Source organism: Rhodophyticola sp. SM2404 (assembly GCF_053570515.1).
Map to the genome: position 1 here is coordinate 47,677 of NZ_JBSEDL010000009.1, position 26,312 is coordinate 73,988.

Consider the following 26,312-nt stretch of genomic DNA (forward strand, 5'->3'; position numbering starts at 1 on the left):
AGGGAGAGACACCAGATGCCAGCACCGAAAAACCACCTCAAGGCCGCGCTTGGCGCAGGGCAGATGCAGCGGGGGCTGTGGATGAATATGTGCTCCGAGGTGAGTGCCGAGATCGCAGGCAAAGCAGGGTTTGACTGGTGCCTTCTGGATCATGAACATGGCCCCTATGACCCGCAATTGATGCGCCGCCAATTGATCGCGCTGGAAGGCACGCCCGCTCAAGCCGTGGCGCGGGTCCCTTCCAATGAGGCATGGATCCTCAAACAGGTGCTTGATCTGGGGGTGCAATCGGTCTTGGTGCCCATGGTCGACACCGCCGAAGAGGCCGAGGCCGTGGTGCGCGCCTGCCTCTATCCGCCTGCAGGCATTCGCGGCATGGGGGTGACCAGCACACGCGCCGCTGATTTCGGCGGCTATTCCGATTACCCCGCCACTGCCAATGCGCAGATTTGCGTGATGGTGCAGGCAGAATCGGCCCGCGCGCTTGAAAACCTCGAGGCGATCTGCGCCACCGATGGGGTGGATTGCGTCTTTATCGGCCCCGCCGATCTGGCCGCCGATATGGGCTATACCCATGACTTGGGCAATAAGGTGGTGATGGATGCGATTGATGATGCGATCACGCGCATCGTGGCCTCGGGCAAAGCAGCAGGGATCATCACGCTCGATCCTGAAAAGCAAAGCCATTACGCCAAGCTCGGCGTGACCTTTCTGGGCATGAATGTCGAAACCAGCGTCTATGCCGATGGCGTGCGCGCGATTGCCAAGCGGAGCTTGTGAGCGCCCCGATGATCCTAGTTGATGCCGATGCCTGTCCCGTCAAGGATGAGATCTATGCCGCCGCTTACCGCCATAAAATGCCCGTGCGCTTGGTGGCCAATCAATATCTGCGCCATCCCGAGCATCCGCTGATCACAATGCAAATGGTGGATGACGGCTTTGATGCTGCCGATGATGCGATTGCCGAGATGGCGGGGCAGGGCGTGCTGGTCGTGACCGCCGATATCCTGCTGGCCGAGCGTTGTGTGAAAGCGGGCGCCTTGGTGCTCAGCCATAAGGGCGTGCCCTTCACGGCCAATTCCATCGGCGGCGCGGTCGCCACCCGCGCGATCATGGCTGATTTGCGCGCAGGCCTCGATATGCAGGGCATTGGCGGCTCCAAACCCTTTTCCAAATCCGATCGCTCGGCTTTCTCCAATGCGCTCGAGACGACATTGCGCAAACTTTGAGATTGGGACTGCTATTTGAGGGCTGCGTGGCATCGGTGCTTCCCTTTGCGCCAAGGGTGCGTTATGCGCCATCTCTTGGAAACAGGATCGTGTCATGAGCTTCACTCTCGCCATTATCGGGCGCCCCAATGTCGGCAAATCCACGCTGTTCAATCGGCTTGTGGGCAAGCGCCTTGCGCTGGTGGATGACCAGCCGGGCGTCACGCGGGATTTGCGCGAAGGGGCGGCACGGCTGGGGCATCTGAAATTCACCGTTGTGGATACTGCCGGCCTCGAAGAGGCAACCGATGACAGCCTTCAAGGCCGCATGCGCCGTCTGACCGAGCGCGCGGTGGATATGGCCGATGCCTGTCTGTTCGTGATTGATGCGCGAATGGGCGTCACCCCCACCGATCAACTCTTTGCCGATCTGCTGCGCAAACGCGGCACCAATGTCATTCTGGCCGCCAATAAGGCCGAAGGCCGCGCGGGCGAGGCGGGTCTTTATGAGGCCTTCAGCCTCGGCCTTGGCGAGCCGCTCGCGCTGTCTGCCGAGCATGGCGAAGGGATGAGCGAATTGCTCACCCTCCTCGAACCCATGGTCGATGCGGCGGCTGAAACAGTTGAAGAGGCCGAAACCGAGATTGATGTCGATGAAGAGGGGACGGGTGAGGATCGTCTCATAACCATCAAGAAACCCTTGCAAATTGCCATTGTAGGCCGCCCCAATGCAGGCAAATCCACCCTGATCAACCAGATCATCGGTGAGGATCGTTTGCTCACAGGCCCCGAGGCAGGCATCACACGGGATTCGATCTCGGTGCCCTTTGTCTGGGATGAGGTGCCAATGCGCATCTTTGACACGGCTGGCATGCGCAAACGCGCCAAAGTGCAGGAAAAGCTGGAAAAGCTTTCGGTCTCGGACGGGCTGCGCGCGGTGAAATTCGCCGAAGTCGTTGTGGTCTTGCTCGATGCCGCGATCCCCTTTGAATCGCAGGATTTGCGCATCGCCGATCTGGCCGAACGTGAGGGCCGCGCGGTGGTGATCGCGGTCAATAAATGGGATATCGAGGAAGATAAGCAGGAGAAGCTGAAAAAGCTGCGCCATAGCTTTGAAAAACTCCTGCCCCAGCTCAAAGGCGCGCCGATGATCACGGTCTCGGCCAAAACCGGCAAAGGTCTTGATCGCCTTCATGCCGCGATCATGCGCGCGCAATCTGTCTGGAACCGCCGCGTGCCGACCGCCACGCTGAACCGCTGGCTTGGTGCCATGCTCGAGGCGCATCCGCCCCCCGCACCAGGCGGTATCCGGATCAAGCTGCGCTATATGACCCAAGTCAAATCCCGCCCGCCGGGATTTGTGGTGATGTGTTCGCATCCCGAAAAACTGCCCGAGAGCTATTCGCGCTATCTGGTCAATGGGTTGCGCCTTGATTTCGATATGCCGGGCACACCGATCCGCCTCTATATGCGCAGTCAGGCGGATAAGAACCCCTATAAGGACCGCAAGAAATCGGTCCCCTCGCGCCTGTCAAAACATGTGCGCAAAGGCGAGACGAAAAAGGGAGGCTAAACGCTCCCCTGCTTCATCTTTGCTTTGTAAAATACTTCGGGGTCAGGGCCGCATAAGCGGCCCGCAGGGGCAGAGCCCCTGTCCCGCTCAGGCTTTAGGCATTGGCTTCGCGAATTTTCTCGGCCGCGTCTTTGTCATAGGCCACACCGTTTTCCTCAAACAGCGTGTCCAGCTCGCCCGAAAGCGTCATCTCGGTGATGATATCACAACCGCCCACAAATTCGCCCTTCACATAAAGCTGCGGGATGGTCGGCCAATCCGAGAAATCCTTGATGCCTTGGCGAATATCTTCATCGGCCAGCACATTCACATCGGCAAATTCGATGCCCATGTAATTCAACACCCCTGCAACACGGCTGGAAAAGCCACATTGCGGCATGGATTTGGTGCCTTTCATGAATAGCACCACATCATTCTCGGTGATCGTCTGCTTGATCCTAGTCTCAGCGCTCATCTTGGACGTTCCTTATTCTGGTGCCTTGGTGGTCAGGGCAAGCGCATGCAATTCGCCCGCACTCCCATCCATTTTGCCTTTAAGCGCGGCATAGACCGCGCGTTGTTGCTGGACGCGGTTCATACCACGAAAGCTTTCATCAATGACTTGGGCCGCAAAATGCGCACCGTCATCGCCTTGCACGGTGATGGCGGCCTCGGGAAAGCTCTCCCTGATCAAATCCTCGATGATTTCTGCCGTTATGGCCATGGCGTCGGTATCCCTGATTATCTGTCCCACAGAATGTAGAGCGGGCATGCCCCTCCCGCAAGGGAAGGGCGCGAATTGCTATGCATCAAAATTGGCAGCGAAACTGGAGGTATAAAGCGCCACTAGCGCGTCAAGTTCCGCCTCCGAGCTGCCGATCTTGACGCTGCTGCCGGTGAATTTACCCACGCTTGCCAAGGTCACACCCGCTTTGCCCGCCTCAACCATCAAGGCTTCGGCCTTGTCAAAGGAACAGGCGATCAGATAGCGCGCCTGATCTTCGCCAAACAGGGTCGCGGCATCGGCAGGCTCCAGCACCACGCCTACACCTGCGGCCTCGGCCATCTCGAAGGCCGCCAAAGCCAGACCGCCATCAGACAGATCGGTACAGGCCGAGATCAGCGCACGATTGTCGCGGATAAATTCGCCATTGCGCCGCTCGGCCTCAAGATCGACATGGGGCGCATCTCCGTCTTCACGGTTGAACACTTCGGCCAGCAAGGCCGATTGCCCCAGATGGCCTGTCGTTTCACCCACCAAAATAGCGAAATGGCCGTCCCGAGCGGTGCCGCCGATCAGATCATCGACATGGGCCAGCAGCCCGACCGCGCCGATGGTCGGTGTGGGCAGGATGCCCGTGCCATCGGTCTCGTTATAAAGCGAGACATTGCCCGATACGATCGGCATATCCAGCGCCTCGCAGGCCGCGCCGATCCCTTTGATCGCGCCCACAAACTGGCCCATGATCTCGGGCTTTTCGGGATTGCCGAAATTCAGGTTATCGGTGCTGGCCAAAGGCGTGGCCCCAAGCGCGCAAAGGTTGCGGTAGGCCTCGGCCACGGCTTGCTTGCCGCCTTCAAAGGGGTTGGCCTTCACATATCGCGGCGTCACATCCGAGGTGAAAGCCAGCGCTTTATCGGTGCCATGCACACGGATCACGCCCGCACCCAAACCAGGAGTGCGGAGCGAATCCGCCATCACTTGCGTGTCATATTGTTCCCAAACCCACGCCCGCGAGCAGTAATTGGGCGAGGCCACCAAGGATTTCAGCGCATCAATCGGGTCAATCTCGGGCACGAAATCCAGCGGGTCTGCGGCGGGTGTTTCCACCCATGGGCGGTCATATTCAGGGGCCGAGGAGGCCAGTTTCGACAAAGGCAGATCAGCCATCACGTCATTGCCATGCAGGATCAGGAAGCGGTCTTCGGCAATCGTCTCGCCGACAATCGCGAAATCAAGGTCCCATTTCTCGAAGACTGCGCGCGCCTCGGCCTCAAGCTCGGGGTTGAGCACCATCAACATGCGCTCTTGGCTCTCCGAGAGCATCATTTCATAGGCACTCATCTCGGTTTCGCGTTGTGGCACGTAATCCAAGGTCAACTTGATACCCAAACCGCCCTTATCGCCCATCTCCACCGCCGAACAGGTCAGGCCAGCGGCCCCCATATCCTGAATGGAAATCACAGCGCCCGTGGCCATCAATTCCAGACAGGCCTCCATCAGGCGTTTTTCGGTGAAAGGGTCGCCAACCTGCACGGTGGGGCGTTTATCTTCAATCGTGTCGTCAAATTCAGCCGAGGCCATGGTCGCCCCGCCCACACCGTCACGCCCTGTTTTGGCACCCAGATAAACGACAGGCATCCCCACGCCCGAGGCGGCGGAGTAAAAAATCTTATCCGTATCGGCCAGACCCGCAGCAAAGGCGTTTACGAGGCAATTGCCATTATAGGCGGGGTGGAAACGCACCTCGCCGCCCACGGTCGGCACGCCGAAGCAATTGCCATAGCCGCCAACGCCTGCAACCACGCCGTGCACCAACTGGCGGGTCTTGGGGTGGTCGGGTTCCCCGAAGGACAGCGCATTCATCGCAGCCACTGGGCGCGCGCCCATGGTAAAGACATCGCGCAAAATGCCGCCCACACCAGTCGCGGCCCCCTGATAAGGCTCGATATAGGAGGGGTGATTGTGGCTTTCCATTTTGAAAACAACGGCTTGGCCATCGCCAATATCCACGATCCCCGCATTCTCACCTGGTCCGCAGATCACTTGCGGGCCTGTGGTCGGCAGCGTACGCAGCCATTTCTTCGAGGATTTATAGGAGCAATGCTCATTCCACATGGCCGAAAAAATTCCAAGCTCGGTAAAGCTCGGCTCACGTCCGATGATCTCAAGAACGCGCTCGTATTCGTCGGGGCTTAGCCCGTGGGCGGCGATCAATTCGGGTGTAATTGCGGGCTCATGCATCAGGCGGCTTTCCCATTTGGTCTGTTTGAGCCTGTCTTTAAAACAGTGCGGCCCGAGGGGGAAGGGCTAGAGCATGCGTTGAAAGCAGATACTGGTGGGGTGGTCATAGCCAGCATGGGCCACTCTCGCGGTCTCGGTAAAGCCAAGGCGGGTGAAACAGGCGTGGTTCTCGGTCAACTCGATGCGGGTTTGCAGCGCAAGCGCGCTCAGGCCCAAATCACGCGCCAGCTTTTCCGCCGCTTCGATCAAAGCGCGCGCGGTACCTTGGCCGCGCAACTCCTGCGCCACAGCCAGCTTGCCCAGATAGAGCGTTTGGTTTTGCTGCACTGCAAAAAGACAGGCCTTTGGCGCGCCTGTTTTGTCTCTGAAAAGAATGAGGTTTTCGGCCTGAGCTTTGGCGCGCAGATCGGCTTGGGTCATCTTGTCAAGCGAGGAGGGCGGATCAATGCGGCCCTCCATAAAAGCAAAGCAGGAGTGCAAGAGCGCCAGCAGCGCTGCGAAATCATCAAAATCTTGTGGGTTGGTCTCTATCATCTTGAACATCTTGTAGAGGCCAAGCGGATAAAAATCCAAAAAAAAAGGCCGAGACGAATCTCGGCCGAAGTCCAACAGGGAGGTAGTAATCAAAGCAACTGCATGCTCATGATCACTGGAGATTAAATAATCAGCAGTTTGCGAACGATCAAGACAAAACCCGTTTCAATGCCGCAATGCGGCTATGCGTGTGGCGCATAGCCCACAGGCTAGGACGGCGTATTTATTTCCAAATCGCGCATTTTTCTGCGGTGGCTCATAATTTCCTCGCTCACGAAATCACGGAACGCCTCGACCCGTTTTGATTGGCGCAGCTCCTCAGGATAGGCAAGGAAAACGGGCACATCGCTCGATTCCACTTGTGGCAGGACGCGGACCAGATCGGGGAAATCCTCGACCAGATATTCAGGCAAAACCCCGATACCAAGATCATGGATCACAGCTTGGAGCACGCCAAAGTAATTATTCACCGTCAACACGCTGCCCACATCATGCGACATCAACTCCCGCACCAAAAGCGCGCCCGAACTGACTTGGGCGGATGTCGCATTCTGGCTGACAATCCTATGATTTCCCAATTCATCCAGTGACATAGGCGTGCCTGTCTTCTCCAGATAGGCGGGGGATGCGTAGAGGCGCATATGGATATTCATCAGGCGTTTGCGGATCAGATCGGCCTGACTGGGTTCTTTCATGCGGATGGCAACATCAGCCTCGCGCATTGGCAAATCCAATACCCGCTCTTCCAGCATCAGATCGATTTTCAGATTGGGATATTTCTCATAGAGCTTGGCCAGACGCGGCGCCAACCAGATCGAGCCGAAGCCGATTGTGGTGGTTACCCTGAGATCGCCAAAGACTTCCTCTTCGCTGTCGCGAATGCGCGCCGAGGCGGCATCAAGGCGTTTGGACATGTGGCGGGTCGCTTCAAAAAGCAATTCGCCCTGTTCGGTCAGAATCAGGCCGCGCGCATGGCGATGAAAGAGATTTGTGTTGAAATCTTCCTCCAGCGCGCGGATTTGGCGGCTGACAGCGGATTGGCTGAGATGGAGCACCTCACCCGCATGGGTCAGGCTGCCCGCATCCGCGACCGCATGAAATACTCGCAATCTGTCCCAGTCCATAACGCCCTCCGTTGGGTCGTCGTTACCTCCTTATCAACGGCGGTTCAAAGCCATTGATAAACAGAAACCGAAAATTGTGTATTATGACGCCGCGTTGCCGCGTCTTTAGGCGCTTTTAAGGTCAGCATTTTTGACCTATGCTTTCGATAACGAATCCCGTTCCGGTATGGAGGTGCCTCATGGGTGTTCAACAGGTCTCGCTAGATGACCGTTTCGATCTCGAGAAATCCCCCGTGCTTTTGAATGGCACTCAGGCGCTGGTGCGTTTGATGTTGCAGCAGAAATGGCGTGATGCACAGGCAGGGTTGAACACAGCAGGCTATGTTACGGGCTATCGCGGATCGCCGCTTGGCGCGGTTGATATGCAGATGGCACGGGCAAAACGACAGCTGGAGGCGTCAGACATATTGTTCCAGCCTGGCCTGAACGAAGATCTGGCCGCAACAGCGCTTTGGGGAAGCCAGCAGGCGGAATTGCGCGGTGAGGGCAAATTCGACGGTGTTTTCGGGCTTTGGTATGGCAAAGGGCCGGGGGTGGACCGCTCGGGCGATGCGATGCGGCATGTCAATATGGCGGGCACCTCGCGCAATGGCGGTGTGCTGATGGCCATGGGCGATGATCATACTGGCGAAAGCTCGACAACCTGCCACCAATCCGATTGGGCGCTTGTCGATGCCCATATGCCCGTTCTCAGCCCTGCAGGCGTTCAGGAAATCCTTGACTACGGGCATTACGGCTTTGCTTTGAGCCGTTATGCAGGTGTCTGGGTGGGCCTCAAGACAATGAAAGACACGGTCGAGGCGACCAGTGTGGTGGATGGAAGACCTGATCGGTTGTCGTTCAGGGTCCCGCAGGATTTCGAGATGCCTGAGGGTGGGCTGAATATCCGCCTTGGCGATCATTGGGTGCCACAGGAAGAACGTCTCTTGGCGTATAAGCGCTTCGCTGCCGAGGCGTTTTCCCATGCCAATGGCATTGATAAGCGCGTTTTGGGCAAAGCAGGCGCAAAGATCGGCTTTGTTGCGGCGGGCAAGAACTGGCTTGATCTGGTACATGCGTTGGAATTGCTGGGGATCACAGGCGATGAGGCCGCGCGGCTTGGCATCACCACTTATAAGGTCGGCCAGACATGGCCCATGGATATGCGCGGGCTGCATGATTGGGCCGAGGGGCTGGATCTGATCGTCTGCGTTGAAGAAAAGCGCAAATTGATCGAGGTGCAGGTCAAGGAAGCTATTTTTGATGATCGTCGCGGGCGGCGGGTTTATGGCGCGCGCAAAGGCACCAATGGGGCCGAGCTTTTCCCCAGCCATTACGCGCTGGACCCGAATGATATTGCGTTGAAACTGGGCGAAATCCTCAAGGAAGAGGGGCGCTGCACGGACCGCATTCAAGCAGGCATGGACAGCGTGACAGAGGCCATGCGCGCCGATAACGCCCCTGATCTGGCGCAGCGCACGGCGTGGTTCTGCTCGGGCTGCCCGCATAACAGCTCCACCAAAGTGCCGGACGGCTCGCGGGCGGGCGCAGGGATCGGCTGCCATGTGATGGCGCTCTGGATGGATCGCAACACTGAAGGCTATACCCATATGGGCGCGGAAGGCACCAATTGGGTGGGTGAGGCACCATTCTCGACCCGCGATCACGTGTTCCAGAATTTGGGTGAGGGCACCTATAACCATTCAGGCATTCTGGCGATCCGAGCGGCTTTGGCCGCAGGCACCAATATCACCTATAAAATTCTTTATAATGATGCGGTTGCCATGACAGGTGGCCAGAATAACGAGGGCGATCTAAAGCCAAGCCAGATCGCGCATGAACTCAAGGCGATGGGGGTGGCCCATATCGCTATCGTCTATGATCCCAAGGAAGATATCGACTGGAGCGCCTTTCCAAGGGGCATCCCGCGCTATGAGCGCGATGATCTGGCTAAGGTGCAAGATCAGATGAAGGTGAAAAAGGGGGTCTCGGCGATCCTCTATATCCAGACCTGCGCCGCCGAGAAGCGCCGCCGCCGCAAACGGGGCAGCTTTCCCGATATCGATAAGCGGGTCTTTATCAATACCGATATTTGCGAGGGCTGCGGCGATTGCGGGGTGCAATCCAATTGCGTCTCGATTGTTCCGGTGCAAACGGAACTGGGCCGCAAACGCGCGATTGATCAATCCAGTTGCAACAAGGATTTCTCCTGCGTGAAAGGGTTTTGCCCCAGCTTTGTGACGGTGCAGGGCGCGAAAATTCGCAAAAATGCCACCGCCGAGGTCGATATTGGCGATTTGCCCGATCCCGTCCTGCCCGAAATCACCCATACCCATAACGTGGTGATCACTGGGGTGGGCGGCACAGGCGTGGTCACAATCGGCGCCGTGATGGCGCAGGCCGCCCAGATTGATGGCATGGGGGCGGGCATGATCGAGATGGCGGGGCTGGCCCAAAAGGGCGGCGCTGTCGCGATCCATCTGCGGCTGGCCAAACACCCCTCGGATATCAGCGCGATCCGCGTGGCCACAGGCGAGGCGGATACGATCATCGGCGGCGATCTGGTGGTTACAGGCGGGGCAAAAACGCTCGGGCTGATGCGGACAGGCAAAACGGCCGCGGCTGTGAATACGCATGAGATCATCACGGGCCAGTTCACCCTTGATATCGAATTCCGCATCCCCGCTGAGGACCTGAAACTGGCCCTTCAGGCACGTTTACGAGATCGTTTGGCCATGTTTGATGCTACGGAACTGGCGGCCAAATTATTGGGGGATTCGATCTATTCCAATATGATGGTCTTTGGCGCGGCGTGGCAGATGGGGCAGGTGCCTTTGAGCCATGAAGCGATCCATCAGGCTATTGCGCTAAATGGCGCGGCTGTGGACCGCAACAAGGCGGCCTTTGAATATGGCAGATGGGCCGTGTTAAACGCCACAGCAGCCGAGGCGATCTGCGCGCCGCAAACACCCCAAGCGCCCGCCAGCCTTGACGACAAGATCGCGTTTCGCGCCGCGCATTTGGTGAAATACCAAAACGAGAAACTGGCCGCGCGCTACCGCGATCTGGTGGAGAGCGTGCCCGAGCCGCGATTGAAAGAGGCTATCGCCAAAGGCTACCATAAGCTCTTGGCATATAAGGATGAATTTGAGGTCGCGCGCTTGCATCTGGAGACGGAAGCCAAAGCGCGCAAGGTATTTGAAGGGGATTTGCGCCTGAGCTATCACCTCGCACCGCCGATGCTGAGCGGGACAGATAGCCAAGGCCGCCCGAAAAAGCGTGAATTCGGCGCTTGGATTGCCAAAGCCTATCCATTGCTTGCGAAGATGAAGCCTTTGCGGGGCAGCGTTTTGAACCCCTTTGGTCATACGCATGAGCGCCGGATGGAACGCGCGCTGATCGCGCAATATGAAGCGGATATGGAACAGGTGCTGGCACAGGTCACGCCCGAGACGCTGGAGATCGCGGTGGAGCTGGCGGAACTGCCTTTGAGCATTCGGGGATTTGGCCCTGTGAAACAGGCCAATGCCGAGAAAGCCGCGATCAGACGGGCCGAGCTATGGGAGGCCTTTCAGGCAGGTGGCGCGCCGCTTCGTCATGCCGCTGAATGATGGCTGATTTCGGAATAAGTATTTTTAAAGCAAAGATATAGAGCGCGGTCTTAATCTGGTTGGATCAGCCCCAAGCCGCGCAGATAGATGCCGATGCCCGCCTCGAGCAGGTCTTCGGGTGGGAAAGGCGAATTGCCGCCTTCGCGTCCGCGGGCGAAAAGCTCGACCACGCCATGGCTCATGGCCCAGATATGGGCCGAGAACATGGAAGCGGGCGGGCGGCGCCCCTCGGGCAGTTGTTGCGAGAGCGCTTCGGCGGCTTCTTCCAGCACTGCGCGGGAGCGTTTGGAGGCCGCGGCCAGATCAGGCGTGCGGTTTTGCGATAGCCCGCTTTCAAACATCGCCATGTAATGGCCAGGATATTTGCGGGCAAAGGCGAGATAGGCGCGGCCTGTGGCCTCAAACGCCTCCAGAGCCGATGGCTGGCCCTTATTGAAGGCATGGGTCATGAGATCGGCGAAAATCTCATGGCCTTGAATGGCGGCCTCGGCGATCAGATCTTCGCGGCCCTCAAAATGGCGATAGACGGCGGCGGGGGTGACCCCTGCATTTTTGGCAGCCTCCGACAGGGTAAAGCCTGCAGGGCCTTTTTGGGTGATCAGCACAAGGGCTGCATCGACCAAGGCCTGCTTGAGATTGCCGTGATGATAGCCGCGCTTAGGCATCTTGGCCCGCTGTCCACATTGCAGGATCGCCGCAAATGCTTGGATCGGCTTGGCCCACCACCTTGTCATCGCGCCCGTCATAGGCGTGGCGGGACAGGATGGTGCGGATCACGGCCAGCCTTGCGCGGCGCTTGTCATCGGCGCGGATCACCGTCCATGGGGCCGCCTCGCTATGGGAGCGGGTCAGCGTGTCTTGGATCGCATCGGAATAGGCATCCCATCTCTTGAGGCCTTCCACATCGATCCAGCTGAGTTTCCATTGTTTGAGCGGGTCTTGTTCGCGGTCAAGGAAGCGGCGCAATTGCTCGGCGCGGCCGACATTGAGCCAGATTTTCGTCAGACTGATCCCGTCACCGGTGATGGTTTTCTCAAAGCTGGGAAGTTGGTCGAAAAAGCTGTTGCGCTGGTCTGGGGTGCAAAAATCGAACACATGCTCGACCACGCCGCGATTATACCACGAGCGGTCAAAGAGGCGGATTTCACCCCCCGCAGGCAAATGCTGGATATAGCGCTGGAAATACCATTGTGTGGCCTCGCGCTCTGAGGGTTTGGACAGCGCCACAACCCCTGCCACGCGCGGGTTGAGGTTTTGGCGCACCCGCGAGATCGCGCCGCCTTTGCCAGCCGCATCGCGCCCCTCAAAGACCACAGCCACCCTTTGACCCGTGTCGCGCACCCATGCATGGAATTTGACCAATTCGATCTGCAGGGCTGCCAGATCATCCTCGTAGTCATCGCGGTCCATGCGGCTGTCATAGGGATAGGAGGGGTCGAGAACGCTGTCTTTCTTGGCGGTCTCGATGGCTTTTCGCACAGATTTCGGGGCGTCTTGATCGAAGAATTTACTGATCGCGCCGTCAAATGGGAGGCTCATGATCTCGCCTTGCTGTCGTTTAAATGTTTCGCCTTTTAACACTAAGCATCCCAAGGGCCTAGTTCAATCCAGCGCGCGCGGCGGTGCGGTCGATGGCGTCGATCACTGCAGGCATGGCAGTGTGATGGGGCATATGGCCAGCGCCGTCCAATATGGTCAAATTCGCGTCTTGGATCTGGCGCGAGAGCGGTTCGGAATGGATAGAGAGCGGTACGGTGGTATCGGCACTGCCATGGATGATTTCAACGGGTTGGGTGATATCCCCATAGCGGGGCTGTTGCGCAAGGATGCCGTCCAGAAGGGCTGCGCGTTGCAGAGCATTGGCGCGCATCGCGGGGCGGCGCAGGGTGAGGCCCGCGCCGATATAGTCGTGATAGCCCTCAGGCGGGGTTTCGGGCAGGAAGACCTCGTCAATCGTGTTATCCACCACGCGGGGCGGCACGAAAGCGGTCAGAAGGGGGATGACAAAGCGTTGCCCCCACCAGCTCGATAGCACCGTGTAATAGGTGCCAAGCCCCGTGCTCCAAGGATTGGAGGCGGCCGAGACCAGCGTGAGGCCTGCCAAATGCTCAGGTGCATGTACGGCCCAAGCCAGCGCGACCGAGCCGCCATAGGATTGGCCCAGAACCAGCGGGCGATCCGCGCCCAATCGGGCGGCGGCGCGTTGTAAAAGCAGCGCTTGGTCGCGCAATGCGGCATCCGAGCCATCCAGCGGGTCGGAATAGCCAAGGCCTGGGCGGTCAAAAATGATCACGCGGTAGCGATCCGAGAGGGCATCGCGCATGCGGAAGGTAAACTCGCGGGTATTGCCCGATGCGCCATGGATCAACACCAGATCAGGGCCGCTGCCCGCCATCACATAATGGATGCGCTGGCCGTCAATCTCGAGGAATTCGCCCTCAGGCGGGTAGGCGGCCTCGGCGCGGGCCTCATTTCGGGCGGCGCGCCACTGGGTCAGCGCCGTCAGCAGGAGCAAGAGCGCGAGAGACGTATAGATCACTGTCCTCACCCGTCCTTGCGCCAATCGGTGCTGGATTGACCGATCTGCGAGATGTCATAGGGCGTGGTTTGATAAATCTCGGAGAGCCAATTGCCATAAAGCAGATGCGCATGGCCGCGCCAGCGGTTCAGCGGCTTTTGCTGCGGATCATCCTCGGGGAAGTAATTGAGAGGCATTTGAATATCCTTGCCCTCAACTTGGGTATTGGCCAGATCGCGCTGGAACTCCTCATTCAAGGTGCCGCTGTCATATTCGAAATGGTTGAACACATAGAGCGCGCGATGCGCGGGGTCTTCGACCAAAGCAGGGCCGACCTCATTGGAATGCAGCAGGATGGGCAGGCCCGCGGCCTCAATCTCATCTTTGCGCATCTCGGTCCAGCGGCTGACAGGCATGATCATATCGTCAGAAAAACCTCTGAGATAAGGGCTTTCCGGCAGGAAGTTCATGTGGCGGTAGCAGCCGAACAGCTTGTGATCCAACACATGTTTTTTGACCTTGTGGAAATGATGGATCATCGCCATCCCGCCCCAGCAAACGCCAAAGGTGGAATGCACATTGGTCTGGGTCCAGTCGAATACCTCGCTGAGTTCCTGCCAATAGGTGACATCCTCAAAGGGCAGATGCTCGATCGGAGCGCCTGTGATGATCAATCCGTCAAATTTCTCGTCCTTTACCTCGCTGAAGGGGCGGTAAAACTCCTCCATATGCTCGGCGGCGGTGTTCTTTGTCTCATGCTCGGACATGCGGATGAGGGAAAATTCCACCTGCAAAGGCGTGGCCCCGATCAGACGCGCGAATTGCGTCTCGGTCTGGATTTTCTTGGGCATCAGGTTCAATAACCCGATCCTGAGCGGCCTGATATCCTGCTTGTCAGCCGCGCTGCGGCCCATAACCATCACGCCTTCGCGCTGTAGCACGGAAAAGGCGGGCAGGGTGGAGGGCAGGCGAATAGGCATGGGCTCAAAGGTCCGGAAATAATGGGAACTGGTATTTAGGGCTGATGCGGGGCTGTCTCAAGGGCGTGGCCGATCAATGCGATGACATCTTTGGCATCGCTCACACGGGCCACATCATCAGCAGACACCGTGATACCCCAATGCTTGGCCATAGCGGCATAAAGCGGCGTACGCGCCTTCAGCGCGGCCGCATAGGTGTAGCGCACAAAAGCATCGGGATCGACGCTGTCAGGGGCGGCGCCCGTCTCCGCAAGATAGGCATGCCATTGCGTCAGCAGGAAATCAGGTCGGTAATACATAGGCTTAGGCGCTTTATCAAAACGGCGGACCAGCTCTTCGGTATGGTCTTCGCTGCCCTTGATCCAGATCATCAGCGTATTGGCCGAGAGGATTTTAAGAACCTCATCCTCGCTATTCTCAGGCTCAACCATTTCACAGATTGACCCGCCCGTGTCGCAGACAAAATTCGGATAACCATAGAGATCACGGGCGCGCCCGATGAAGGACGGCGTGTCCAGAAGGGCATTCATCTCGGCGCGGCGATGCAGCCCTTGGCGGCGGGTATATTCCTCAAAAGGCAGGCCACCCTTGGCGGGATCGCCAGGCTTGCCCAGAAAACTGGAGAGGGGGGCGAGATTGTCAAAGGTGATATTGGAGCCGATATAGATCGAGTCTGAGCGCAGCAGCTCTCGCAAAAACGGCACCTGCATCGCCTGTAGCTTGAGGTTGTCGGCAATATGCTCGTCCATATAGGCGGTGCCGATGCGGTAATCGATGGAGTAATGGAACCAATCCCCTTTGGCGCGCAGCAGGCTTGCCAAATGGGTTTTTCCAAGGCCCGACATGCCGAAGAAAAGCACATGCTTTTCGGGCGCGCTTTGCCAGTCATTTGCGTTTTGGTAGATTAGGGTCATGCATTGGGTCCACAAGCTTTGTGGCGCAGGATTACCCCGCTGAGCCACCGAGTTCACGTAGAAACTTGGGGCAGATGCGAAAAACCCCCGCGCTTGTGGCGCGAGGGTCTAAATTTTCAGCCCAGATGACAGCTTAGAACTGATACCCGAAGCGGATGCCGACGGCTGTCGCGCTATTGCCGGTAAAGGAGCTGGTCATTGGCCCTGTGGTGCTCAGGATGGTTTGCGCATCGCCAATTTCGATCCGGCGGATACCTGCGGATACAGAATAATTGTCGCGCGAATATTCCGCGCCAAGCGCGAAAGAGCGGCGACCATCTGTTGGCCCGAGATTGCCCTTGAAGCCACCTGTCGCCGCTTCATAATCAACCGAGGCCGAAAGCGACCAATTCTCGTTCAAACGATGCCCGACACCAAGTGTGTAGGTGTAAACATCATCGGTGTAATTGACCAAGGCCCCCGCAGGATAGCGATTTGGCCTGATCTGGAACCCGTCCCAACCCGTCCAACGCACCGAACCGAATACAAGCGTGTTTTCGGAAACACCGCTTTGCATCTCCAGCAAAAGCGATTCAGGCATTGTCACGTTGAACGCGCTCGAACTTGTGGCGACCGCCCCAGAGGCCGTGCCAGCCGCTCCCACACCTTCTGCGCCAGACATTCCAACTTCGATCTCGCTGAAATAGGTCAGGGCAACACGCAGAGCGATATCAGGTCGTTCATAAGCGACACCAACCATATGGCCCAATTCATAGTCGCTATCTCCTGTCAGGCGATAGGCGAAAGTGGGCGTGCTGACATATACCCCAGTATCCACGGCCAATGCGTTCAAACCCGCATAGGCCGAGAAGCCATTGTCGAATTCATAGCGCAGCGCGGCTGTCAGCAGTTTGGTGCTGAGGGCTGCCGTGGAATTCGCAAAGGGGTAGGTTGATGGGCCGTAATTTACATTCGAGCCGTAAGGTTCGCTCGAGATCAGGGCAAAGGACAGCGCCTCCGTGATATCCTGCCGAAAGCTCAGCCGTGCAACGCTGTAGCTGTCGGACATATTGCCCGAGTTCCGTCCTGCGAAAAGACCATTGACCCCAACGCCCGAAACCTCAGGGCTGACATTTGAATAAGACAGCTCAACATAAGTGCCTTCTTCAAACAGCATGGATGTTGTAAGTGGATCTCGGTCAAGCCCGCCCGCCTGAGCCGCAACACTCGTCGCAAAAACTGCCGCTGTCGCGGCTGCGAAATTTTTCATGGAAGTCCTCCCCAGACTGTTCCAAGGCCCCAATTATGTATAAAAACGCGCCTTTTTAAAAGCGCTGTGATGGCCGTTTTGGCACCAAAGACAAACTAAGGTAAGTTTTCAATTCTTCCGTGGCGTCAAGCTGCCCTAAGGTAAGTTTTCCCAATTTCGTGAGGGATGGAGCCATTTTAAGCGCACCTGCGTGGCCCGAAAGCGACAATCGTTCCCAGTCACGCCGCTTTCACGCTCACGTTTGGCTTTTTGTTGCTGGCAAGGATATTGATGTAATTTGCCCCGAAAATCAGCACGGCACCGAACAAAACGGGCCATTCCAACGCCTCGCCATAAAGGATCACGCCGATCAGGGCGATCACGGGCAAGCGCACGAAATCAATCGGCATCACGATGCTGGCAGGCGCCAGCGACAAGGCCTTGGTCAGACAAAAATGCGCCGTCAGCCCTGCAAAACCGATCAGAACCAGCCAAGGCAGTGTCACCAGCGAAGGGGCCGCCATCTCGCCATCATATAGGCTGCATATCAGGCCAAAGCCCAATTGCATTGTGGTCAGATAGAACAGGATACAGGTGATCGTCTCGCTTCGGGTCAGGCGCTTGGTGAAAATGGCTGTCGCGGCAAAGCAAAGCGCTGCCAAAGCGGCGGTGATCATGCCGGGCGATAACTCCACCCCCCATGGCCGCACGACAATCAAAATCCCTACAAAGCCCAAAAGACCCGCAAGGATTTTCACGGCTGTCAAACGCTCCCCCAAAAACAGCGCCGCCAAGACCACCACCCAAAGCGGCGAGGTGAATTCCAGCGCAAATACTTGCGCCAATGGAATAACGGTGATGGCGAAAAACCACAGGTTCTGGCCGCCGAAATGGAAGATATTGCGGAAGAAATGCAAATGCAGATTGCGGCGCTTCACCTGTCCAAGCGTGCCCGCGACGCGCCCGATGATCAGCACGGCCAGCACACCCACAACCGAGCGATAGGTCATGATCTCGAAGGTATCGAGTTCAAAAGACACGGCCCGCCCCGCAACCGCCATGGTCGAGAAGGACACGATCGCGCCGATCATCCAAATTGCCGCTCGTCCTGGCCTGATTTCCGTCTCGTCCAAAATCAATCCCGTCCATTATGCCACTGGCCGAGCATGAACCGCCCCCCAAGCCACGGCAAGAGGCACGCTTTTTAACGCCGCGTCCATCTTTGCTTCAAAAATACTTATGCAACGCTAGAGGCCCTGCAGCTTCGCCTTGTTCCAAAGCGCATCCATCTCGGCCAGATCGCTTTGATCAGGGCGCTTGCCTGCCTTGTCCAATTCCGTCTCGATAAAGGCGAAACGGCGGACAAATTTGGCATTGGCCGCCCGCAAAGCGGTTTCGGGATCCACCTTCAAATGGCGCGCCAGATTGGCCATCACGAACAGCAAATCCCCCATTTCCTCGGCAATCTTGTCTTGCGGCAACTCATCACGGGCCTGCGCCAATTCACCCGCTTCCTCGGCGATCTTGTCGATCACCATTCCGATATCGGGCCAATCAAACCCGACCCGCGCCGCGCGTTTCTGGAGTTTTTCGGCCCGCATCAAGGCAGGCAGGCCAAGCGCCACATCATCCAGCACGCCCGAGCGCGCCTTGGCCGCGCGTTCCTTGGCCTTCATCACTTCCCAATCGCGGGTCTGGTCTTCGGCAGATTTATCGCGGGTCTCATCGCCGAACACATGCGGATGCCGCGAGACCATTTTGTCAGAGATATCGCGCAACACATCGTCAAAGCTGAACAATCCAGCCTCGCTGGCCATTTGACCGTGATAGACAGATTGCAGCAATAAATCTCCCAACTCGCCGCGCAACTCATCCCATGCCTTGCGCTCGATCGCATCGGCCACCTCATAGGCTTCCTCGACCGTATAGGGCGCGATGGTCTCGAAATTCTGCTCGATATCCCAAGGACAGCCCGTTTCAGGATCACGCAAGCGCCGCATGATCTCCAAAAGCCGTGGCATGCCACCTTTGGGGTCATGGATCAGGGCATCATCTGGCATGGTATCGGGCATGGCGCGGGACTCCTTCTCGTTAAAACGGCTCGGCGCGTTGATAGCTGCGCATCCCGTACAGCAGCGGGCGGCCTTCGCCGCTTTGCGCGGCCTCTACAGCGCCAAGGCACATGTAATGCGTGCCGATCCGCTCGGCCGAGATCAAGCGGCAATCAAACCCTGCCAAGGCTTCCGCAAAAACGGGCGCGCCTGTGACCAGTTTTTGCGGCGTGACCGCATTGAATTTATCGCCACCGGGGGCAGGGGCGCGGCTTGAGAAAATATCGGAAATCTCGCTTTGCTCTTGCGCCAGAATATTAATGCAAAATGCCTTGTTTTCCAACAATAACGGGGCCGCACTGGCGCTTGCATTGACGCAGACCAGCATCGTGGGCGCACTCCCATCTGCCGAGACCGAGGTCATCGCCGAAACCGTCACACCACCGCGCCCTGCAGGGCCATCGGTGGTGACCACACAGACTGATGAAACCGCACGGCTCATCGCATCCAGAAACTCTTCGCGCAAAACCTTTTGCGTATCCTGCTCAGCCATCTGTCCCGCCTTTTGCCTCTGAGGATCGACATAGACCGATTTCATAATAGTCTCCAGTTCCGCTTGTCTTTTTTCGCAAGTCTTGATCTGCTTATCGCGGGTTCACGCAGGAGGGTGCTATGGCGCTGGAAGATGCAAAATCGCAGGTAGATCAGGCTTTTACGCGCGATCAGCTTAAAGGCCTGTCCTTTGAGAATGCATTTGGCGGGGCCACAAGTTTTTTGCGCCGTCTCTATACCAAGGATTTATCGGGCGTGGATGTGGCGATCACGGGCATCCCCTTTGATCAAGCGGTGACCAACCGTGCCGGCACTCGGGCGGGGCCACGCGCGATCCGTGCAGCCTCCAGCTTGCAACCTTTCGACCCGCCCTATGGCTGGGATGGCTATTCCCCGCTTGAGGCGCTGGCCATTGCCGATTACGGGGATATGGCCTTTGATTATGCGCATGTGCCCGATGTGCCTGCGCGGATCGAGGCTCATATCTCAACTATACTTGAGGCGGGTGCGGCTGCAATCACGCTTGGCGGCGATCATTCGATCACGCTGCCGATTTTGCGCGCCCATGCCAAGGCCTATGGGCCTGTCGCGCTGATCCAATTTGACGCCCATACCGATACTTGGCCCGATGATGATGCCAGCCGCGTAGATCACGGCACATTTTGCTACACAGCCGTGAAAGAAGGGCTGATTGATGTCGCGCGTTCGGTCCATATCGGCATTCGCACCGTGGTCGAGGATAATCTGGGCATCGAAGTGATTGATGCACGCACTGTTCATGAGGAGGGCCCCTCTTTCGTCGCTTCCCGTATCCGCGAGATTGTGGGCGAACATCCCGCCTATCTCAGCTTTGATATCGACTGTCTCGACCCCGCCTTTGCGCCTGGCACGGGCACGCCCGTTTGGGGCGGCCTCAGCTCGGCACAATCGGCCATGATCCTGCGCGATCTTGCAGGGATCAATCTGGTGGGCGGCGATATCGTCGAGGTCTCGCCCCCTTATGATCATAGCGATATCACGGCAGTGGCTGCCGCCCATGTCGGCATGGAATTGCTGTGTCTTTGGGGTTGGCCCCGCCGCTAGCCACGAGGCGATATGGCACTGGCAAGAATCGTGCAGGCCACGTATTTAAAACGCCACGCGAACAACCAAGAGCCCAAAGCAGAATGGCCCGAAAGCTGAAAACCCTAGAGCGGCAGATTGCGCGCGATATTTCCTATGCCTCATCGGCGGCCAGCAAGGGCGGGCGCGCGGTGATCCGTGCGCTGGAAAACAGCACGGGCCGCTATGGTCTGATCCGCATGGCGCGCGGCTATGATGCCGAGGTGCGGCAGGGCCGTGATTTTTGGGATGTGATGGCCGAGCGCTATGGTTTGACCCTCGATGTCATTGGTGGCAGCCTCGACAATATTCCGAAAACGGGCCCTGTGATCACCATCGCAAACCATCCCTACGGCATTCTGGATGGGTTGATGATGGGGCATATCCTGTCGCGCACCCGCGGCGATTTCCGCATTCTGGCCAATCACGTCTTCCGCAAAGCTGAAGATCTTGATCGCGTGGTTTTGCCGATCTCTTTCGATGAAACCCGTGAGGCGGTGGCCCAGAATATCGAAACCCGCAAAGCCTCGCTGCGCTATCTGGCCGATGGCGGCGCGATTGGCGTGTTTCCGGGCGGCACTGTTTCGACCTCGGCCAAACCCTTTGGCCGCCCGATGGACCCGTATTGGCGCGGCTTTACTGCGCGGATGATTGCGAAATCTGACGCGGCAGTGGTGCCTATCTTCTTTGACGGGCATAATTCGCGCCTGTTCCAATTGATGAGCCATCTGCACACTAATCTTCGGATGGGGCTTCTGATCAAGGAGTTCCGCTCCAAGATCAACGCGCCCGTGCGCGTCGTGATCGGCAAACCGATTCCACGAGAGGACTTGGCGCCTTTCGGCTCGGATACGCGCGCAATGATGGATTTCCTGCGCGAACGCACCTACAGTCTAAGCCCGAGGCCCATTGACGCCAAATTGGTGGGGTTCGAGTTTGATGAAAGACAAAAAGAAGGGCGAGGCTGATGGCCGTCGGTATTTTCGATTCAGGGCTTGGCGGGCTGACCGTTCAAGATGCAATTACCAAGCAGATGCCTGATCTGCCCTATGTGTATTTCGGCGATAACGCGCATACGCCTTACGGGGTGCGCGATGCCGATGATATCTTTGATCTGACCACCTCGGGTGTGCAGCATTTGTTTGATCAAGGCTGTGATCTGGTGATTTTGGCCTGCAATACCGCCTCGGCGGCGGCTTTGCGCAAGATGCAGGAAAGCTGGATCCCCAAGGATAAACGCGTGCTCGGCGTGTTCGTGCCCCTGATCGAGGCAATGACCGAGCGGCAATGGGGCGATAATTCCCCACCGCGTGAGGTGGCCGTGAATAATGTGGCGCTGTTTGCCACGCCTGCCACAGTATCATCGCGCGCCTTTCAGCGGGAATTAGCCTTTCGCGCCATAGGGGTAGATGTCGAAGCTCAACCTTGTGGCGGCGTGGTCGATGCCATTGAGATGGGCGATATGATCTTGGCCGAGGCCTTGGTGCGCAGCCATGTCGAGGCGCTTTTGCGCCGTATGCCCAAGCCTGAAGCCGCAATTCTGGGCTGCACCCATTACCCGCTGGTCGAGGATGTGTTCCGCGATGCGCTCGGGCCTGATGTGGCCGTTTATTCGCAACCCAGCCTCGTGGCAGCCAGCCTTGAGGATTATCTGGCGCGCCATCCTGAAATGTTGGGTGCGGGCACGCAGAGCATGTATCTGACCACGGGCGACCCAAAAAAGGTCTCCAGCAAAGCAACCCAGTTCCTGCGCCGCGAGATCGCGTTCCAGAAAGCCTGATCCTGCGACGCTTTGGTGCGCCCTCTGGACATCGGGGCGGCAATACCAATCTATAGGCGCAAGGGAAAAGTATTGAGTTGAGGGAGGAGACCCATGCGGGGGCTCAAAAAACAAAGACGTGTCCAGATCATCATGTTGATCACGGTCTGCCTGATCGGTGCGACCGCTTTGATCGGTTATGGGTTCCGTGACGGGATCAACTTTTTTCTGCCGCCCAGTGATGTGGCGCAGAACCCACCCTCGGCTGATCAGGTTTTCCGCATTGGGGGCTTGGTCGAGGAAGGCAGCTTGACGCGCGGGCAGGGCGAAACGATCTCCTTTGCCGTGACCGATGGCGGGGCCAGCATTCCTGTGCTTTATACGGGCGTTTTGCCTGATTTGTTTGGCGAAGGGGAAGGCATGGTTGGCACGGGCCGTCTTGTGGATGGCGTGTTCCAAGCCACCGAGATTTTGGCCCGCCATGATGAGACCTATATGCCCGAAGAGGTGATCGATGCACTGGAAGCCCAAGGCGTCTACCGCCCCGAGGCAGGGGCCGATAGCTGAGGCGCTCGCACCGCTGACACGCGCCGTTTAACGGTTTCTTCATCCCTTTATGGTCATCTGCCCTCCACCAATCACCGAGCATGGAGGGGCGAACCCATGCTTGTGGTTCGTAGAATTGCAGAAGAAATCGTGGCGCGCGAAGGCGGCTATGTGAATGACCCCGATGATCCGGGCGGGGCGACGAATTTCGGGGTCACCATCCACACCATGCGCCGCTTGGGGCTTGATCTGGATGAAGACGGCGATGTTGATGCCCAAGATGTGCGCCTGCTGACCCGTGAACAGGCCATCGAGATTTTCATTGATCATTACTATACCCGCCCCGCAATCGGGCTTTTGCCGCAGGCGCTTCAGCCATCGGTCTTCGACATGTATGTCAATGCAGGCGCGCAAGCCGTGCGGATTTTGCAGCGGCTCTTGCGCGATATGGGGCTTGAGATCGCGGTTGATGGTGTGATCGGCCCGCAGACAAGCGGCGCGGCGCAAGCGGCCTATAACGCGGCCCCTGATCATCTTGTGGATGCCTATGGCATCGCAAGGCGCAATTTCTATTACCGATTGGCCGATCGACGGCCTGCCTCGCGCAAATATGCCCGCAGGCGCGATGGCGGAAAGGGTGGCTGGATCACACGGGCAGAGGAATTCATCTCAGAAAAATACCATCTGAGCGAGGCAGATCATCAAAGAAGGATTGCAGCATGGGCCTGATCGATAGGGTAACGGGGGCTTCCGCCCTTGGAGAGGCCGCAGAGGGCCTGAGCGAGGTTTTCGTGGCCAATGCAACCCGCGAGATGGAGTTGCAGGGCGAATTGGCGCAAGCCACTTTGCAGGCCGCCTCAGAGGAGTTTCGTCATGCGGGCAGCACATGGTTTGATCGGGGCGTGAACGGGCTCAACCGTTTGCCGCGCCCTTTGCTGGCCCTTGGCACGCTTGGCCTTTTTGCCCATGCGATGATTGATCCGCTGGCCTTTGCGGAAAGGATGCGCGGCCTGCAAGAGGTGCCCGAGCCGCTTTGGTGGTTGCTTGGCGCTGTGGTCAGCTTCTACTTCGGCGCGCGTGAATTGCATTATGCCCGCAGCCCCGCCCCCCAAAGGCGCAGACGCGGCCTGTTCAGACGCCGCCGCGCCGAGGCCGTGGAGCAACAGGACAACCCCGCATTATCGGCATGGCAGCGTTTGCGCGGGCAGGGTCGGGATTAGCCGCGCATTCGTTCGGCATTGGCATCAAACAAGGCCGTGCGCTGCGGGGTGAGGGCGCGTTTCTCGCCCAAAATCTCCAAAGCCCAAGGCCCGTCCCGATCCGCGACCTCTTTGGGCACATAGCCCATGGCCATGGATTTCCCCGCATAATGCGCAAACCCGCCTGAGGTCACCCAACCGACTACATCATCCTCCAGCCAGATCGGTTCATCCCCGATCACATCGGCATCCTTTGCATCCAGAACAAAGCTGATCAAACGTAGCGCACCGCCCGAAGATCGCTCCTCAAGCGCGCCAGACTTGCCAATGAAATCAACAGGTTTGGAGTAGGAAATAAAGCGCGACAGCCCTGCCTCAAGCGGGCCATAGACAGGGCGGAATTCACGGCCCCAACCGCCGAAATTCTTCTCCAACCGCATCGCATTGAGCGCACGCAACCCGAAAGGTGTCACTCCCAAATCAGCGCCTTCCGCCAGAATACGCTCGAATATCTGGCGCTGGAATTCAGGCCGCATCCATATCTCATAACCCAAATCCGCCGTGAAACTGACCCGCCCGACAATCGCAGGCGCCATGCCGATATCCATGCGCCGTGCCGCCATAAAGGGCAGCGCTGCTTTGGAGACATCCTCGCCCGTCAGACGCTGCAACAACTCGCGCGCTTTGGGCCCTGCGATGGACAGGCCACACAGCCCCAGCCCGATCACCTCAAGACTGACCGATCCGTCTTGCGGCATGTGCTGTTCAAACCAGCGGGCATAAAACACCTCCGCCATGCCTGATCCAAAGAGGTAATACTCCCCCTCAGACAAACAGGCGACGGTCAGATCGCCCTGCAATTTGCCATCTTCCTTAAGCATCGGTGCCAAGGCCATGCGGCCTGCCTTGGGCAAGCGGCAGGCAAGGACATGGTCCAGGAATGCCTCGGCCCCGCTGCCTGTAACACGGAATTTCGAAAAGCCCGAGATATCCATAACACCCACCGCCTCACGGCAGGCGCGCACCTCATTGGCGACATGGTTGAAATCGGTCGAGCGGCGCCAGCTGAATTCATCCCGCGTGCCATCGGGCGAGAACCATAGCGGCGTTTCAAGCCCCCAATTATCGCCCATCTGCGCCCCAAGCGCCAACATGCGGTCGTAGATCGGCGTGGTTTTATGGGGGCGGGCGGCCTGCAATTCCTCATTCGGGAATTTGATCGAAAAGCGCCGCGCGTAGTTTTCCTGCACTTTCGGGTTGGTATAGCTCAGCGTGGCCCAATCCCCATAGCGCGCGACATCCATCGCCCAGACATCAAAACCCGGATCGCCTTGGGTGATCCAATTGGCCAGCGCCAGCCCCACACCACCGCCTTGGCTGAACCCCGCCATAACCGCGCAGGCCGACCACATCCCGGGCAAGCCACGGATCGGGCCGATCAGCGGGTTTCCATCGGGTGCAAAGGTGAAGGGGCCATTGATAATCTGCTTGATGCCTGCATTGGCGAAGGCGGGAAAATGCTCGAACCCGATCTCGAGCGAGGGGGCAATGCGGTCAATATCGGGTTGCAGCAATTCATGGCCGAATTCCCAAGGGGTTTGCCTATCGGACCATGGCACGCAGGCTTTCTCATAGGTGCCCATAAGCATCCCGCCGCGTTCTTGGCGCAGGTATAACTCGCCATCGAAATCCACGGCATGGACAACTTCCTTGCCCGTTTTCTGATTTATTTCAGCGACTTCGGGCATATCTTCGGTCAGAAGATACATATGTTCCATCGCCAGAACAGGCAGTTCCAGCCCGACCATGCGGCCGACTTCACGCGCCCAAAGCCCGCCCGCATTCACCACATGTTCGCAAGCCACATCGCCTTTGTTGGTGGAGATAATCCAGCCGCCATCGCGGGCGCGGGTGATACCTTCCACCTTTGTATGGGTCATGTAAGTCGCGCCCAATTTCTTGGCGGATTTCGCATAGGCATAGGTGACGCCCGAGGGGTCAAGATGCCCGTCCACCACCGTGCGCAGCGCGCCTACGAATTGGGACGGGTCCAGCAGTGGCATCAACTCATGGGCCTGATCAGGCGTGATGACCTCGGTCTCGATCCCTAGATATTGGCCCTTGGCAGCTATGCTTTTCAGCCAGTCGAACCGCGCCTGCGTCGAGGCCAACATCACCCCGCCCGTCATATGATGGCCCGTGGCTTGGCCCGAAAGCTCCTCAATCTCGCGATAAAGCTCGATCGTGTATTTCTGCAATTTCGCGACACTCGGGTCGCCATTGATCGTGTGACAGCCACCCGCCGCATGCCATGTGGAGCCCGAGGTCAATTCCGAGCGCTCGACCAGCAGGCTGTCGGTCCATCCTGCTTTGGCCAGATGATAAAGAACCGAGCATCCAACAACGCCCCCTCCGACAACAACCACACGCGCTTGGCTTTGCATTCACATCTCCCTCATGCCCTGTCGGCCCCTGTGCCAGATCAGATTAG

At 57.9% G+C, this 26,312-nt stretch carries 25 protein-coding genes; 10 read left to right on the forward strand and 15 right to left on the reverse strand.

The genetic code is table 11. The features are described 5' to 3' along the window. Nucleotides 1-15: 15 nt before the first annotated feature. The 3 genes from ACTYEO_RS13115 (at nt 16) to der (ending at nt 2,781) form a co-directional block, all read left to right on the forward strand. A complete protein-coding gene (locus ACTYEO_RS13115; RefSeq protein WP_449324198.1) occupies nt 16-780 on the forward strand; it encodes an HpcH/HpaI aldolase family protein in 765 nt (254 codons plus the stop codon). A gap of 8 nt (nt 781-788) precedes the next feature. Then, on the forward strand, nt 789-1,229 hold the full coding sequence (locus ACTYEO_RS13120; RefSeq protein WP_449324199.1) for a YaiI/YqxD family protein: 441 nt from the start codon (nt 789-791) through the stop codon (nt 1,227-1,229). Nucleotides 1,230-1,323: 94 nt separating this feature from the next. Beyond that, a complete protein-coding gene (gene der / locus ACTYEO_RS13125; protein WP_449324200.1) occupies nt 1,324-2,781 on the forward strand; it encodes a ribosome biogenesis GTPase Der in 1,458 nt (485 codons plus the stop codon). A 94-nt stretch (nt 2,782-2,875) separates the two neighbouring features. Here the strand turns inward: der and grxD are convergent, their stop codons facing one another. From grxD to ACTYEO_RS13150, 5 genes are all read right to left on the reverse strand, one after another. After that, nucleotides 2,876-3,235 (reverse strand): Grx4 family monothiol glutaredoxin, encoded by a 360-nt coding sequence (gene grxD / locus ACTYEO_RS13130; RefSeq protein WP_449324201.1) that lies wholly within the window; start codon nt 3,233-3,235, stop codon nt 2,876-2,878. Between the two features lie 12 nt (nt 3,236-3,247). Further along, nucleotides 3,248-3,484: a BolA/IbaG family iron-sulfur metabolism protein gene (locus ACTYEO_RS13135; RefSeq protein WP_449324202.1), complete on the reverse strand. Its 237-nt coding sequence runs from the start codon at nt 3,482-3,484 to the stop codon at nt 3,248-3,250. 78 nt (nt 3,485-3,562) lie between these two features. Next, complete coding sequence (purL, locus tag ACTYEO_RS13140; protein ID WP_449324203.1) at nt 3,563-5,725, reverse strand: phosphoribosylformylglycinamidine synthase subunit PurL; 2,163 nt, start codon at nt 5,723-5,725, stop codon at nt 3,563-3,565. Between the two features lie 66 nt (nt 5,726-5,791). Next, complete coding sequence (locus ACTYEO_RS13145) at nt 5,792-6,259, reverse strand: GNAT family N-acetyltransferase (protein ID WP_449324204.1); 468 nt, start codon at nt 6,257-6,259, stop codon at nt 5,792-5,794. Between the two features lie 209 nt (nt 6,260-6,468). Next, complete coding sequence (locus ACTYEO_RS13150) at nt 6,469-7,383, reverse strand: LysR family transcriptional regulator (protein ID WP_449324205.1); 915 nt, start codon at nt 7,381-7,383, stop codon at nt 6,469-6,471. A 179-nt stretch (nt 7,384-7,562) separates the two neighbouring features. On the opposite strand from ACTYEO_RS13150, the gene ACTYEO_RS13155 reads away from it, so the two are divergent. Further along, on the forward strand, nt 7,563-10,973 hold the full coding sequence (locus ACTYEO_RS13155; protein ID WP_449324206.1) for an indolepyruvate ferredoxin oxidoreductase family protein: 3,411 nt from the start codon (nt 7,563-7,565) through the stop codon (nt 10,971-10,973). Between the two features lie 50 nt (nt 10,974-11,023). On the opposite strand, the gene ACTYEO_RS13160 is transcribed toward ACTYEO_RS13155, so the two are convergent. The 9 genes from ACTYEO_RS13160 to ACTYEO_RS13200 all read right to left on the reverse strand — a co-directional run bounded on the left by ACTYEO_RS13160 (nt 11,024) and on the right by ACTYEO_RS13200 (nt 19,217). Beyond that, complete coding sequence (locus tag ACTYEO_RS13160; protein ID WP_449324207.1) at nt 11,024-11,638, reverse strand: TetR/AcrR family transcriptional regulator; 615 nt, start codon at nt 11,636-11,638, stop codon at nt 11,024-11,026. Then, nucleotides 11,631-12,512: a polyphosphate kinase 2 gene (gene ppk2, locus ACTYEO_RS13165; RefSeq protein WP_449324208.1), complete on the reverse strand. Its 882-nt coding sequence runs from the start codon at nt 12,510-12,512 to the stop codon at nt 11,631-11,633. Before ppk2 ends, ACTYEO_RS13160 begins: the two co-directional genes overlap by 8 nt. 58 nt (nt 12,513-12,570) lie before the next feature. Beyond that, on the reverse strand, nt 12,571-13,512 hold the full coding sequence (locus ACTYEO_RS13170) for an alpha/beta fold hydrolase (protein WP_449324209.1): 942 nt from the start codon (nt 13,510-13,512) through the stop codon (nt 12,571-12,573). A gap of 5 nt (nt 13,513-13,517) precedes the next feature. After that, on the reverse strand, nt 13,518-14,471 hold the full coding sequence (locus ACTYEO_RS13175) for a homoserine O-succinyltransferase (RefSeq protein WP_449324210.1): 954 nt from the start codon (nt 14,469-14,471) through the stop codon (nt 13,518-13,520). Between the two features lie 35 nt (nt 14,472-14,506). Further along, nucleotides 14,507-15,385 carry an ATPase gene (locus ACTYEO_RS13180; RefSeq protein WP_449324211.1) on the reverse strand — a complete coding sequence of 293 codons (879 nt, stop codon included), beginning with the start codon at nt 15,383-15,385 and terminating at the stop codon, nt 14,507-14,509. A gap of 133 nt (nt 15,386-15,518) precedes the next feature. Further along, a complete protein-coding gene (locus ACTYEO_RS13185; protein ID WP_449324212.1) occupies nt 15,519-16,634 on the reverse strand; it encodes an outer membrane protein transport protein in 1,116 nt (371 codons plus the stop codon). Between the two features lie 218 nt (nt 16,635-16,852). Beyond that, nucleotides 16,853-17,704, reverse strand: a complete 852-nt coding sequence (locus ACTYEO_RS13190) for a DMT family transporter (RefSeq protein ID WP_449324213.1) — start codon at nt 17,702-17,704, stop codon at nt 16,853-16,855. 156 nt (nt 17,705-17,860) lie between these two features. Next, nucleotides 17,861-18,673 (reverse strand): nucleoside triphosphate pyrophosphohydrolase, encoded by an 813-nt coding sequence (gene mazG / locus ACTYEO_RS13195; RefSeq protein WP_449324249.1) that lies wholly within the window; start codon nt 18,671-18,673, stop codon nt 17,861-17,863. A 31-nt stretch (nt 18,674-18,704) separates the two neighbouring features. After that, nucleotides 18,705-19,217 carry a flavin reductase family protein gene (locus ACTYEO_RS13200; RefSeq protein WP_449324214.1) on the reverse strand — a complete coding sequence of 171 codons (513 nt, stop codon included), beginning with the start codon at nt 19,215-19,217 and terminating at the stop codon, nt 18,705-18,707. A 119-nt stretch (nt 19,218-19,336) separates the two neighbouring features. Here ACTYEO_RS13200 and speB point away from each other — a divergent pair, with 119 nt between their 5' ends. The 6 genes from speB to ACTYEO_RS13230 all read left to right on the forward strand — a co-directional run bounded on the left by speB (nt 19,337) and on the right by ACTYEO_RS13230 (nt 23,842). Continuing rightward, nucleotides 19,337-20,299 carry an agmatinase gene (gene speB / locus ACTYEO_RS13205; RefSeq protein WP_449324215.1) on the forward strand — a complete coding sequence of 321 codons (963 nt, stop codon included), beginning with the start codon at nt 19,337-19,339 and terminating at the stop codon, nt 20,297-20,299. Nucleotides 20,300-20,382: 83 nt separating this feature from the next. Continuing rightward, nucleotides 20,383-21,285 (forward strand): lysophospholipid acyltransferase family protein, encoded by a 903-nt coding sequence (locus ACTYEO_RS13210; protein ID WP_449324216.1) that lies wholly within the window; start codon nt 20,383-20,385, stop codon nt 21,283-21,285. Then, complete coding sequence (locus ACTYEO_RS13215) at nt 21,285-22,097, forward strand: glutamate racemase (protein WP_449324217.1); 813 nt, start codon at nt 21,285-21,287, stop codon at nt 22,095-22,097. The genes ACTYEO_RS13210 and ACTYEO_RS13215 overlap by 1 nt, the downstream gene beginning before the upstream one ends. Before the next feature lie 93 nt (nt 22,098-22,190). Further along, complete coding sequence (ccmE, locus tag ACTYEO_RS13220) at nt 22,191-22,643, forward strand: cytochrome c maturation protein CcmE (RefSeq protein WP_449324218.1); 453 nt, start codon at nt 22,191-22,193, stop codon at nt 22,641-22,643. A gap of 96 nt (nt 22,644-22,739) precedes the next feature. Further along, nucleotides 22,740-23,351, forward strand: a complete 612-nt coding sequence (locus ACTYEO_RS13225; RefSeq protein WP_449324219.1) for a holin-associated N-acetylmuramidase — start codon at nt 22,740-22,742, stop codon at nt 23,349-23,351. Next, complete coding sequence (locus ACTYEO_RS13230) at nt 23,342-23,842, forward strand: holin family protein (RefSeq protein ID WP_449324220.1); 501 nt, start codon at nt 23,342-23,344, stop codon at nt 23,840-23,842. Before ACTYEO_RS13225 ends, ACTYEO_RS13230 begins: the two co-directional genes overlap by 10 nt. On the opposite strand, the gene ACTYEO_RS13235 is transcribed toward ACTYEO_RS13230, so the two are convergent. Beyond that, nucleotides 23,839-26,265, reverse strand: a complete 2,427-nt coding sequence (locus ACTYEO_RS13235; protein ID WP_449324221.1) for a GcvT family protein — start codon at nt 26,263-26,265, stop codon at nt 23,839-23,841. The genes ACTYEO_RS13230 and ACTYEO_RS13235 overlap by 4 nt on opposite strands. Nucleotides 26,266-26,312 lie beyond the last annotated feature (47 nt).